This window comes from Hespellia stercorisuis DSM 15480 (genome assembly GCF_900142165.1).
Classification (GTDB): Bacteria; Bacillota; Clostridia; order Lachnospirales; family Lachnospiraceae; genus Hespellia; species Hespellia stercorisuis.
In genome coordinates this window covers 1-12,350 of sequence record NZ_FQZY01000095.1, presented here as the reverse complement: position 1 = coordinate 12,350, position 12,350 = coordinate 1, and the positions used below count along the sequence as shown (strand labels likewise).

Here is a 12,350-nt window from a genome sequence, read left to right as displayed (position 1 = left end):
GTTTTATGTCTCCATTGTACTAAAAACTCAGGAAAAAAGCGAATTCACATAGATTCACCTATGGTGAAAATGACTGTGGATAAGTAATGTTTTTCAATGTTCAGTTGTTGTTAAATATATTCAAAAGCCATAGAATTTGGCTTTGAATCAGAGTTATTTGAAAGATTGAAAGAGTAATCCACAATGAATTAAATTATTCAATCACAAACAATTGGTTATCCACCAATTACCGAAATAATATCGCAAAACAGGTTTTAAAAATTCTCTGTTTTGTACAAAAATTAATTAGTTCCCCAAGGGGGTTCTGAACAGTTACATTTTTTCTTATATATTTTTCATACCCTGCATGTAATCGCCTATCTATCTTTTTATAATCATTTGTAATGGCATTCAAAAACAATGATTTTCCTACAGAATTATCTCCAATAATGACATTTATTCCCTTTGAAAGTGAAATAGTATGTTGTATGCCTTCTATATCCACCAAAATCTCTTCCATATATTTTTCATTTGGATTATAAAATGAATTTTCGAGTTCAATTCTATGATGATCGGTTACTGCCATTGCCAATCCCTTAAAAGTAGGTAACGACTTAATATATGTAAACTTAAAATCAATTTTCTCATTTTCTTCAGTATATGGATAGAATAACCATCTATGACAATCCGATCCTGTGATAAAACGCAATTTATCCTCGATATTATTTTCAACTAAATATGCCTTATTATAAATTTCATTCTTTTTATTCTTAAATTCATAAGCATCAAAATAATCCATAAATACAAGTTCATTAAAAAGACTTTCACCTAATGACATGACATCATTGGCATGAGCCTTATGCTGTGATGTTATCGTCTTCTTTTGATGTGCTATCATTATAAAATCCAAATCAATTTCTGATAATATTTCAAAAAAATCCGCTTTTGTATATGCGCTCTTTGTTTTCTTGTAACAAGTTAATCCTTTTCCACTTACCATAATTTGCTCGATATTCTTAACTTTTTCTTCGTCTCGATCAGAGAATATCGTTACAATATGAATAACTTTGTTATCAATAAATTCTACTGAAAATTCAATGCCTGGCAATACTTTTTTTATACAATTATCCTTCATTTCTTCTTTTTTTAATTCAAAATACATTTCATAGTTAAAGGTATCATGATCAGTAACTGCACACATTTCAATTCCATTTTCAGTTAATCCCTTTATCAGTGTCGGCAAATTATCCACTGTATTATCTGCCACCTTAGCACCATCTTTATTCTTAGAGAACTCCGAATGTATATGTAAATCTATTTTAATCCCTCTATCTACTATTTTATCCATATTAGTTACCTCAATACACTATATCTACATTTTTCCTGTTTTCACCAAGCATCTTCTGTCGTAAAAAAATCAGTCTCTTTTCTCAAAACCTGTTCCATTAATAAATCCATTTCATTAACTAAAAGTGCACGTTCCTGTAACGTATTAAGAAAATCAAGTGTTTTCCTCATATCCTCTTTTGAAAAATCACAATGTGTAAAATCGTAAGAATAAAATTTAAGCCAAACGTTTTTTATTACATCATAACCAGAAATATTTAAATGCTGCAACTCAAGTGGACAATAAATAGGAATGCTGATTTGTCCATCACTCAAATTAAGTATTTCCATCTCTTCGTCAAATAGTTTGGATTTATTACTATTTGTCAAATGAAATCCAGTTGGAATTTGATTCGTAATTAAATCATAATCATATTGCAATAAATTTTCTGGAATATGATCCTCTTTTTCTAGTTCTGCCAACTTTTGTCCTAATTTTACAATTTTTTTGAACAACGTAACATTTTTAACAAACGGAACTCTTGCACGATCATCAGAACGATTCAATGTAAATAATGCTCCTTCAAATTCGTCTAAATACATCTGAGAGCACATAATTCCATATACATAAAATACAATCATTTTTTCACATTCAGACATAGTACAACTTAATAATTTTTGGTAAAACTCAACAAGATTGTAATTTATATTCGACTTAGGATCATTATCCTTCTTTGTCTGATAAAGGTTCATATAGATGTGTGAATTTCCTCTTGAACACATATCATTATCTGGATAATACCAACAAAAAGAAACAAATTGGCTCAGAGTAGGATTTAAATCTTTAGGCGCATGTGCCATTGCAAATCCTATTGTTCCTCTATTTGAATATGTTTTTATTATCTCTGGTCGAAGTCTTGTTCCTCCACCTCCAACAGTGGCATATTTTTTTAGGACTTCTTCCCAAAGTAAAATTTTAGACTGCAAAAAAGGTCTGAACGAATATGTTTTTATATTTGATGATAACATTTGATCGATTTCATTTCTATTTCCGCAATTATTTAATGCATTTTTTAAAGCTTCTACTTTTTCTTGTCCAGGCTTTCTGTCCTGCTTGATAAACCATGCCGAAATATCCTGCCCCATTGCTAAATCCTTAGTTCTTCTTTTTAACATAGTTTCTTTAACATGAGTAAAAATCGCAGTAGGTGCTAGTTTTATTCCAGAACAATGGTTTGTAAAAATTGATACTTGATTACCTGTTGCACTAACTGGCCAAAACATATCATATAGTTGATTATCAAAATCTTTAGATGGTACAAAAGAAAAAAAAGCTGAATCCACGTCATATGATTTAAATCTTGCCATTGCATCCTTAATATTTTGTTTCAAAAAATCGTTTTTCTCTTGAACAGAATCCCTAGAAATATCTAAATAATTGTATTTAGTTATCTTACAATCATCCAAATATTTTTTCACTAAAACAATTACTGCCCTTCCTTGTAACGTATGAAATAAGCTATTATTTCTAACTCCTGTTCGTGCATCCGCATCAATTGCAACTATCCATGCATGAGAAAATTTATCACACAAATATCTTCTTGCATATTTGTAAGATTCAGCCTCTAAGAAAGAAAGTGGTACTACAAATGACAAGATGGAGTTATTTTCTGATTTGAGCAAATGTTCACAACTCCATCTGATAAATTGCATAAATGGATTATTAACTTGCTTCTGCACATTTTGCCTACTATGACGTTCCTCAACAGGAGGTCTGAAGTCTTCCATTAAAGCGTTTATAATAGAAAAATCCTCGGATATATTTTGCCTTGATGAATCCGAACATGGTGGATTTCCAATAATTAATTTCAACGGTAGATTTGCCAGTTTGTTAGCTCTCTTTAATTCCTGTCCCTCAATAGTTTTTTCATTAATTCCCTTTCCATATACTCCATTGCAAAGTGTATTTGCAAGGATAATGTTTACTGTATTTGAACGACCTTTATATTGTTTTTTTACAACTGTCATTCTGTAATTTGCAAGCATATATGGTGTAGGCATAATCTCAAATCCACATAAATTGTACCCTTCATTCTTTGTATCATTTGCTACCAGTTTTTCCAAAAAAGAACCTGTTCCACAACATGGATCTATAATTGTATTTCCTTTGCAATATATACTAGATCCATCTAAAAAATCATTTGCGACTTTCTCAGATAACCTAACAACAAAATCAGCCAAATTTGACGGAGTGTAATAAGCACCATAATCAAATCTAACTTGTGCATCATACTTAGAAAGAAACAATTCAAATAATTTGTGATAATCCGGATTAATAAGCTGCATATCTGTCATCTTTACAAATGACAAAAATCGTATACATTCATCTATCCATTGCGAAATTGCTAAATCCGTACTCGAATTCTGGCACAAAAATAGCATTAAATTTCGGAATGGTGTAAGGACACCATCAAACACCATCTCTTTGGTTATAAATTCTCTAATTGTTTTTTCCTTAACTGTTGGTAAATCATCACATTTGCATATAGCCCTATGCGCATATAACAAACTAAACATAATTACTTGTGCCGTAAAATCCGAGAAAACTTTTTCATTTCGTAATCTAGTGTCATTGTGGTTATATACAAGTTCATATATACTTGATAACAAAGAAATCGTATTTTTTTCATCCTCATCTATCGCTTCATCCATTGGAATTTCAGCATATCGATATATCTCATTCGCTAATAATTTAGTTCTCAATGCGACAAGTTCTACTAATTGAGTTTCTGAACAATATTGAGGTGATGGGTTTGAATAAAATTGACTCATTAACAATTGAAATTGTGAATCAACCTCTAAATTCTCCCAATGCTTTGCTTTGAACATCTTATTCTTGTCTATGAGTGATACCAAAGAAGGTTTTTGATTTTCAGCTAGACAAAACACAAAATCAATGCCATCTGTAATAATTAATTTATGATTGAGCGTTAAGTATTTTTGAATTTGCTCATTATATGGAGTTGTGTCAAATGAATCCTCTGACAATCCTTTAGCTTCCACAAATCCAAATATTCCCAAAGTTTTTTTATCATGGATTCGCCAGTCAGGTCTTCCCACCTTTCCTTGATTCTTTGGTTCTAGCACTACATCAATATCTTTTGATGTTCCAAAGTCAATAGCAAGATTTTCCAATAATTCATTTAATGCTGGACGAAACGAAAGTTCAGCAGTATATTGTCCACTTGCTTTTGCTGACTTATAATACTCTTGTAATCTTTTTAGATAAGATTTTACTGTATTGGCATATGCCATGTTTTATTCATCCCCCTCATATGTATCAATAATGCTTCTTCCAATTATTTTTCCTAATTTAGGTGGAACAGCATTTCCAATCTGTCTAGCCACATCAACCTTATTTCCTGTAAAAATAAAATCTATCGGAAATGTTTGTAGCAGTGCTCCTTCTCTAAGTGAAATGCTCCTAGGTTGATCCGGATGTCCAAATTTTCCTCGTGTAAAACTATCAAATCTAGCTGTTATTGTTGGTGCTACATCATCCCAAGACATTCTTCCATATACATTTCTATACCCAATAATACTACTTGCTACTTTATGGCAATCTGCTAATAATTCTTTTGGAAGATCATCTCTCCCTTGTCCCTCTTTTAAAGCATTGATTCTTTTTAAATTAAGTTCTGATAATTTATCTCTTCGATGTAACGAAATCTTTGGATGATCTTTCCCATTTTCTGGTGGGACTGGTAAATATTCAATTGCATTTCTAACTGTTATTTTCCTATTTGACTTTTTAGGTAAACAATAGCTATGTTTAATATCTTTTCTTACACCAATAATTATATATCTTTTTCGTCTTTGCGGAATTTCGTAATCCTGCGCATCTAACAAGTTGACATATACCTCATATCCAATACTTTTTGTTTTATCAATCAATTCTTCAAGAATTGTTTTTCCTCTTTTCCCTGCTATTCCTGTTACATTTTCCATAACAAAGAAAGAAGGATATACCTCATCTATTAAGCATGCGTACTTTGAAACTAACTCATTTCTCGGATCTGTATCTTCGCCTCTACGTTGAATTGAAAATCCCTGGCAAGGTGGTCCTCCTGCTAAAAGAAACAACTCTCCTCTTTTTAATTTGCAATAATCTAGTAGTTTTCCATTTAACATATCCGAAATGTCTGCCTGAATAGCTGGATGTCCGAAATATTTTTTATTTTTATTAATAGAATCAATACAAGTCTGATTGATATCAAAGCTTAATAAAATATTAAATCCCGCTTGTTTTAGTCCTAATGCAAGTCCACCAGCTCCACAAAAAGCATCTATACACGTATATTTATCCATTTTCATTCTCTTTTCATCTTTATTCCTGCAATCACACTGGAATATGAACTGCTTACTGGTTGTTCGATTGATTGTACTCCGTTTTTCTTTTCTTCCTCTGTTGGTTGTACCGAAATTAGCTCAACAAGTATATCCACTGCCACTGCAGCTGACAACATAGGTGGAACTGCTTCTCCTATCTGCCTATATATATCATCCGATTTCCCAGTAAATTCAAATCCTCTTGGAAAACTCTGAAGTAATGCTGCCTCTCTCGCCGTTAATCCTCTATCTTGTTCAGGATGTATGAATCTACCACTTGCTGGATTTCTTGCATAATGAGTTATAGTTATTGATGGTTTATCCCAAAACAAACGACCATATACATCACTAAAACCTTTTGTTCTATCTAAACATTTAGGACCAATTCCTGCTGGTCTATTTCCTCCATCATGAGGGACTTGCTTAATAACCTCTATCGTACTTTCCTTGTGTGCAATACTTTTATGCATGCTATCTGTATCACATATTTCTCCTGCTTTTACTGAAGGTAAATTACCTATTGCATCCCTAACCGTCTTAAATTCAGTCACATCAAGATAACCTTCTGGAAGCAAAAATTCTTTTTTCATTCCAATAACAATTGATCGAAATCTTTCTTGTGGAACACCAAAAGAAGCCGCATTATAAATATTTTGTTTAACTACATAACCATTATTTACAAAATTTTTACTAGCAGTCGAAAAATATTCCCAATATTTTTTTGACAAAAATTCTGGTACATTTTCCATTAATATAGCATCCGGCTTTATTCTTTCTACAATTTTTGAAAATGCAATTATTAAACTATTTCTATTATCATCCTCCTCATCCCAGTGTTTCTTGCGATGAGATGAGAATCCTTGACAAGGTGCACATCCAATCAAAATCAAAGGCATACTAGCATTATAATTTATTTCTTTTAGGAAAGTTTCCAATTTACTATTATCATAAGCTATTTCTAAGATATCTCTATTTAGTAAGGTTGTTCCATAATTGTAACTATATGTTTCTGCAGACACTCTATTAATGTCACAACCTCCCAAAAACTTAAATGCAGGCATAACACTGTTTACAGCAGCAAACCCAAGTGATGTTCCTCCTGCCCCACAAAACAAATCAATTATCTGAATTCGATTATTCCCATAATCATCAAATGATAATTTCGTAAAAGAATTCAACTTCTTCTGAACTTCTAGCACTAATTCTTTCTTAAAAGAGCGAAAATCCTCTTTATTCCATTCTGAACAAGATTCAGACGCAATTCTTTTTAAATTTTTCATGTTATTCTATTCCCCATTCCCGTTGAATGCACTCTTTCCACTTTTCACCCATTCATCTAGTTCTGATTTCTTAAATTTCCAAAGTTTCCCCATTCTACAGGCTGGAATATCTGTTTTTTTTATCCAATTCCTAATAGTATCTTTATTAACTCCCATATATTCGGCAGCTTCATTTATACCTATCCAACAATCATTCATCTTATTTTACCTCAGACTTACCTCAGTTTTGTATCAATCTATATAATAGCACATGTGTTCTGCATTTACAATTGATTTCCTATGATTATATATGAATTTATTGTATCATAAAATTATAGATAAACCATTTCCTTCAACACAATCTCTTCCGCTGCATTCTTCAAATTATTCATTAGTCCAACCCACCGCATCTGGTCCGATGCTTTTAAATCCTCTGTTACACCTGCTCCTGCTTTCATCTGCTCTATAAGAAGTTCTACTCTCTGATAACATTCTTCATCAATACCATGCAGATATTCATTCAATTTCCCACCAAGCAACAGCTCCATATATACAGAATTTCTATGTTCTTTTAAGAAATCTTTTCTCATTCTCCCGTATCTGCCTATCTGATAATGTGTTCCCTCTGTCAGTTTCAAATCTGGATAATACAATCCATCTTCTCCAAGTGTATAACTAAGTCCTTTTTCTCCCATAATATGTTTTTCCATAGTGTTCTTTCCTCCTGCATTTTTCTGATTGTCTATCATAACTCCATACCTGTCTTTCGCTCTGTTGTCTTTGTTTTCTTCTGACTGCTTTGTTCCTGTATTGCTTTTTTATGCTCCTCTATACTCCTCTTGATAGATTTTGGCTCTATAAATCTGTTCCATGCTTCGGTTAATCCATTTAAGGAGAGGAATTTCTTCAACTGTTCAAATACCTGTGTAATCTTAGCAAGTTTATTCTCCAGAGCAATAATCTTTTTCTCATATTTATCTACTACTTTTTTGTTTGTTACTGCCCACTTCATACCCTCCAGAATTTTATTCCAATCAGACTTTTTTACCTTCACGTATTCTTCTTTATCTAAAATTCCTTTTGTGGGAACTGCCATACTTTTTGTTTTTTTCATATCAGCATTTACTTCTTTTTCTACTGTTTTCAGTGTTTCTGCTTTCAAATCGTATTTTGCAAGTTCCGCTTTTTCCTTTTCTGTCTTTGCCTGAATTCTGTCTACTGTTTGCTCCAGAACAGATGTCTTTATTTCCAAATCAATTTTCTGTTCCTCCAACGCTTCCACAGCACGCATAGCTTCTTTATATTCTGGCAAAGAATAATTGTCACGAACCTCTCCCTTAACTTTTATCTCTATTCCACGTTCCGCACTTAACTGTGTCAGATGTTCACGCTCTCTTTCCTGCCATGCAGTAGTTTCCGTCACTTTTTTACTGACTGCTTTTGCAAATCCCATTTCTTGAAAAGCTTTTGTAAGGCTATTGCGAATTTGAAGTCCATTTTTATAACCATTTGCTACTGGAATATAATCTATATGCAGATGCGGAGTAGCTTCATCCAGATGTAAGACAGAATTAAATACATATAAATTTGGATTTCTTTCTTGAAAGGTTCTGGCATACTCATCCAACACCTCAATCGCTACCTTTGCATCTTCAGTCAGATTTCCATTTTCATCGACCACAGGTGTATCATCCTTTGTTCCAATCTGAATTACATTTTCATAAAACACTTTTTCTTTATTTCCAGAATTTTTTATTTCTTGAAGATAGTTTTCTTTGATGCGGTCTTTCCGCTTTTGTCTGGCATTATATTCTGCCAATGCCTGCCCAAAACAGACATCATAGGCTTCTTTTATTGTTTCACGCTTGTAGGTTCTATTCCATGATGTACGTTCCTCATGCACATTATCACAGATAAATTCTCTATTATTGTGATTCAGACTACCTTTTCCCTTTGGAAATGATATTGTTTTTGCTCCCATTCTCTGTACCTTTCTTATAAAACTAGCTTGCGAACGAAGTTCGGTTTTGTTACTTTTGTCAAAAGTAACGCCTTATTACCTTTGACACTACGCATCAAAGGTCGGCGCTCTGCGAGGCTTCTGCCTTCCTCTGGTCGGCAGCTTCATCCTGCGGATGAAACGTCTATGCCACGCATATCCGTCAACATCCCACATAACACAGTAGGATGTTGTATGAAAGTCGGCACCAAGTATCTTTCACTCGGTACCGAACATAGGCAGTAGCTTTTGCCTCTGGTACCCAATCGGTACCGCCTATTCATCCATTCCAAAAGCAAATGACAGCATATCTTCCGCTATATCTTCCTCATGCTTCTGCTCCAACACCTCCGTTGCCTGCTGTGCCATTTCCACATTTTGAAGTGACAATCCTTCGCCTGCCATTGTTTTAATACCTGTTAATACTATTCTGGCTGTTTCTTCTGCCAACTCCCGTATTGGCGTTTCAAAGCCTTTCTCAAAGGTCTTGTCACTTCCTGTCTCCTGCTTGCTTTTAGGTTGAAATCCCCCATCCAGAACCACAACTAAAGCATCTGAAAGCACTTTTCCATAAGAGCCATCCTTTCGACTAAGGCTATGCAGATATTCCCATGCTCGACACTGGTTTTCATCTTCCATACAGAATTTCACATTTGTACAACGATATGTTCCTTTCATACTCCCACCTATCTTCGTGGCTTCTTCTCTGCCAGATACTCATATCCCTTTGCGTTTGCACAAATATCTGAAATAAATGTGACCTCTGGTTTGTCTATTAAGTCTGTATAATTTTTCAACAGACAAGCACCTCCACCTATCACATACAGATGTACCAGACCTTCTTTATATCCATAATCAATCAAACGTTTCATAATATCTGCTGCATACTTTCCTGCAATACGTGCAATCTTTCTGGCAGTGTCATCCTTTCTTCCCTGTATCCCATTTCTAAGAAGTGGCTCAATAAGCATTTCAGGAATTTCTTCCCCTCTTTCCTTTGATAATTCTTTCTGTATTTCTTTCATGCAAATTCCAACACCAAATTTGTCCGTTACCAGACTTTTCTCCAAAGGCTTATTATCCACAATCTGCATAACATTCATAGTGCCATTTCCAATATCCGCAAGCATATTCATTCCCTGCATTGCTCCCACATTGACAATGGCTGCAAAGCCTTGTGGGAATACATCCACACTGCACAGATGCACATGGTATCTTTCCCTGCGGAACTCAAAGTGCAATTCCTGTTCTTTCATCAGATAGTTTCTGAAATCTGCTCCCTGACTTTTCATCCATGCAAGCGGAAGTCCAACTGCCAATATCACATTGGCTTCTCGCAATCCTCTGAACTTCATTTCCTCTGCCAATGCTGCCAGTGTCAGAATACGAAAATCCTCTGATTCTGTTTTGTTGCCCTGATACACCAAATGTGATTCACCTATTACATAATATTTTTCTTTGTACTTCACAAAGTTTGTACTGACAATCGGTTCTTCTTCCATAGCCTCCACACCTGTCTGAAACACTCTGTGTGCTGTTTTCATATTTCCATAACCATGATCTACACCGATAATTATTTTTTTATTCATATTTTGCATTTCTCTTATCCTCCATAAAATAATCTGTTTTCACTCTTTTTGAAAAAATCCGTTTACATCGTTTACAAATACAGAAAAGTGCCTGTTATTCAATGCTTTCCCTGTAAACAAGGTTGTTTACACTTCTGTAAACAAAATGTGTAAACGGAGATAAAAAGACTTTTTCCTAATCAAATGGTAACTTAGCATCCTCTGGTATCTGCATAAAACCATTTGTATCTGTTTCCCTTTTCCAACCTCTTTGAATCCCATATCCATTTCCAAAACGATGTGTGCTTTTAATTGGTTTCCACCCAACAATACTCTCATTCATAATGCTGTTGATTTCTCTGGTTTCCCATTGCTTCGCTTCGTCATTTTCATGGTGCAGGGCTTCTTTATAAATCATAATGCTACATACATATTCTTCTGTTGTTGCATCCAGCCATGCCTGTATAACTCCAACCTTTGTATCCTCTGGCATAAACTGTTGCTGTAATTCTTTCAAATAAAGTTCTGTTTCCTTTGTCAACTTCAATTCATGGTCAGTAAAACTCCGATACCACTCCATTGCTTCTGCCCATGCCTGCAAGATATATTCTCTTGCTTCTTCCTCGTCTTCTAAAATGTGCTTCTCTACATTTTCCGTATGAACCAATATCGGTGCAAATCGTCTGTTACCACTCCTGTCCAATGGGAGAAAATCCATACTGTTTGATGTTCCCACAAATACACACTGTCTCGGTCTGTCCTCTGGATGCGTTTCATAAGGAATTTTATAGTTATCCTTTTGTCTGCTGATAAAGGCTTTAATATCCTCAATGCTTCTTGCATTTACTGTGGCTATCATTTCTGCCATTTCAATAAACCAATGCCCCTGCAGCTTTCGATACACATTATCATCATCCAATCGTTTCAAATCATCAGAAAACCATTCATCCATACAAGCAAGCAAGCGAAAGAAAGAGGATTTCCCTACTCCCTGCCCACCCACAAGGCAGACCATGATTTCAAACTTACAGCCTGGCTCATAAATTCTGTGAATAGCAGCTATCATCAACAACCGCATAATTTCTCTGGTATATTGATTATCCTCCGCACCAAGATACTTTGGCATCAGCTTATCCATTCGCTCCATGCCATCCCATTTGAGCTGTTCCAGAAATTGAATAATTGGATGATAGCCATTTTCACTTGCTATGATATTCATTGCCTTATTAATGTTCTTTTCACTGGTAAGTCCGTAAGTGCTTTCCAGATAATGTTGTATCTGATACACATCTGTATCAACAATACTTTTGTTCTTTCTTTTCCACCCAAGTTCTTTTACAATATCTATTTTTCCATTCAATTCATTTTTACGGATTGCCCCTTTCAGCAGCGGATCACATCTAAAAGCAATCATGCAATTATCAATACTTTGTTTTACCAGACCTTTTTCCGTTCTTGCTAAATCCTGATTAACATCATCCACACTGCTCATTTCTTCCTGCATAATCTCCCCGATTTTCTCCCATGATTCTTTTTCCTGCTCGTTCAATTCTTTCGACAATTTTCTCCACCTTCCTATTCTGTCAAGCCTAAATCTATTGATTTTACTAGCTTTGACGATTTTTATTTACCTCTAAAACAGAGCCGATAGTGATGAATATCGTAGTATCAAGTACTGAATAGTTGAAAAATAGGTATAACTTTAAAAGCATCCATTTCGTTTGCTATATAAAGGCTATTTTCCCTCTGATCAACTATGATGATGAACCTTCCGTGTCTAAGGGGATCGTGTCCCAACTTCCTTCGTACCATCTATTCATACACTGAGTG

10 protein-coding genes are annotated in these 12,350 nt (G+C 34.4%); all 10 read right to left on the bottom strand.

All coding sequences use genetic code 11. From position 1 onward, the window contains the following. Positions 1–226: 226 nt before the first annotated feature. The 10 genes from BUB85_RS19125 to BUB85_RS19080 all read right to left on the bottom strand — a co-directional run bounded on the left by BUB85_RS19125 (position 227) and on the right by BUB85_RS19080 (position 12,024). The gene (locus BUB85_RS19125) at positions 227–1,327 is read right to left on the bottom strand and encodes a PHP domain-containing protein (protein ID WP_073113116.1); all 1,101 of its coding nucleotides are present in this window, start codon (positions 1,325–1,327) and stop codon (positions 227–229) included. Between the two features lie 41 nt (positions 1,328–1,368). Continuing rightward, positions 1,369–4,620, bottom strand: a complete 3,252-nt coding sequence (locus BUB85_RS19120; protein ID WP_073113115.1) for a type ISP restriction/modification enzyme — start codon at positions 4,618–4,620, stop codon at positions 1,369–1,371. A gap of 3 nt (positions 4,621–4,623) precedes the next feature. Next, on the bottom strand, positions 4,624–5,673 hold the full coding sequence (locus tag BUB85_RS19115; protein ID WP_073113114.1) for a DNA cytosine methyltransferase: 1,050 nt from the start codon (positions 5,671–5,673) through the stop codon (positions 4,624–4,626). A 2-nt stretch (positions 5,674–5,675) separates the two neighbouring features. Further along, the gene (locus BUB85_RS19110) at positions 5,676–6,974 is read right to left on the bottom strand and encodes a DNA cytosine methyltransferase (protein ID WP_073113113.1); all 1,299 of its coding nucleotides are present in this window, start codon (positions 6,972–6,974) and stop codon (positions 5,676–5,678) included. A gap of 6 nt (positions 6,975–6,980) precedes the next feature. Further along, positions 6,981–7,172 (bottom strand): helix-turn-helix domain-containing protein, encoded by a 192-nt coding sequence (locus BUB85_RS19105; RefSeq protein ID WP_073113112.1) that lies wholly within the window; start codon positions 7,170–7,172, stop codon positions 6,981–6,983. Between the two features lie 113 nt (positions 7,173–7,285). Beyond that, a complete protein-coding gene (locus tag BUB85_RS19100) occupies positions 7,286–7,663 on the bottom strand; it encodes a TnpV protein (protein ID WP_084534141.1) in 378 nt (125 codons plus the stop codon). Between the two features lie 35 nt (positions 7,664–7,698). Continuing rightward, positions 7,699–8,934: a plasmid recombination protein gene (locus tag BUB85_RS19095; protein ID WP_073113110.1), complete on the bottom strand. Its 1,236-nt coding sequence runs from the start codon at positions 8,932–8,934 to the stop codon at positions 7,699–7,701. Between the two features lie 294 nt (positions 8,935–9,228). Beyond that, complete coding sequence (locus BUB85_RS19090; protein ID WP_073113109.1) at positions 9,229–9,630, bottom strand: hypothetical protein; 402 nt, start codon at positions 9,628–9,630, stop codon at positions 9,229–9,231. Between the two features lie 8 nt (positions 9,631–9,638). Next, positions 9,639–10,541, bottom strand: a complete 903-nt coding sequence (locus BUB85_RS19085; RefSeq protein ID WP_159434684.1) for a ParM/StbA family protein — start codon at positions 10,539–10,541, stop codon at positions 9,639–9,641. Positions 10,542–10,716: 175 nt separating this feature from the next. Next, on the bottom strand, positions 10,717–12,024 hold the full coding sequence (locus BUB85_RS19080; protein ID WP_073113117.1) for a VapE domain-containing protein: 1,308 nt from the start codon (positions 12,022–12,024) through the stop codon (positions 10,717–10,719). Positions 12,025–12,350: the final 326 nt, after the last annotated feature.

What these genes read in the sequence shown, in the direction of transcription:
- BUB85_RS19085 (WP_159434684.1), bottom strand. Translation starts at nt 10,541, where the DNA reads ATGAATAAAAAAATAATTATCGGTGTAGATCATGGTTATGGAAATATG.
- BUB85_RS19090 (WP_073113109.1), bottom strand. Translation starts at nt 9,630, where the DNA reads ATGAAAGGAACATATCGTTGTACAAATGTGAAATTCTGTATGGAAGAT.
- BUB85_RS19095 (WP_073113110.1), bottom strand. Translation starts at nt 8,934, where the DNA reads ATGGGAGCAAAAACAATATCATTTCCAAAGGGAAAAGGTAGTCTGAAT.
- BUB85_RS19115 (WP_073113114.1), bottom strand. Translation starts at nt 5,673, where the DNA reads ATGGATAAATATACGTGTATAGATGCTTTTTGTGGAGCTGGTGGACTT.
- BUB85_RS19100 (WP_084534141.1), bottom strand. Translation starts at nt 7,663, where the DNA reads ATGGAAAAACATATTATGGGAGAAAAAGGACTTAGTTATACACTTGGA.
- BUB85_RS19080 (WP_073113117.1), bottom strand. Translation starts at nt 12,024, where the DNA reads ATGCAGGAAGAAATGAGCAGTGTGGATGATGTTAATCAGGATTTAGCA.
- BUB85_RS19110 (WP_073113113.1), bottom strand. Translation starts at nt 6,974, where the DNA reads ATGAAAAATTTAAAAAGAATTGCGTCTGAATCTTGTTCAGAATGGAAT.
- BUB85_RS19120 (WP_073113115.1), bottom strand. Translation starts at nt 4,620, where the DNA reads ATGGCATATGCCAATACAGTAAAATCTTATCTAAAAAGATTACAAGAG.
- BUB85_RS19105 (WP_073113112.1), bottom strand. Translation starts at nt 7,172, where the DNA reads ATGAATGATTGTTGGATAGGTATAAATGAAGCTGCCGAATATATGGGA.
- BUB85_RS19125 (WP_073113116.1), bottom strand. Translation starts at nt 1,327, where the DNA reads ATGGATAAAATAGTAGATAGAGGGATTAAAATAGATTTACATATACAT.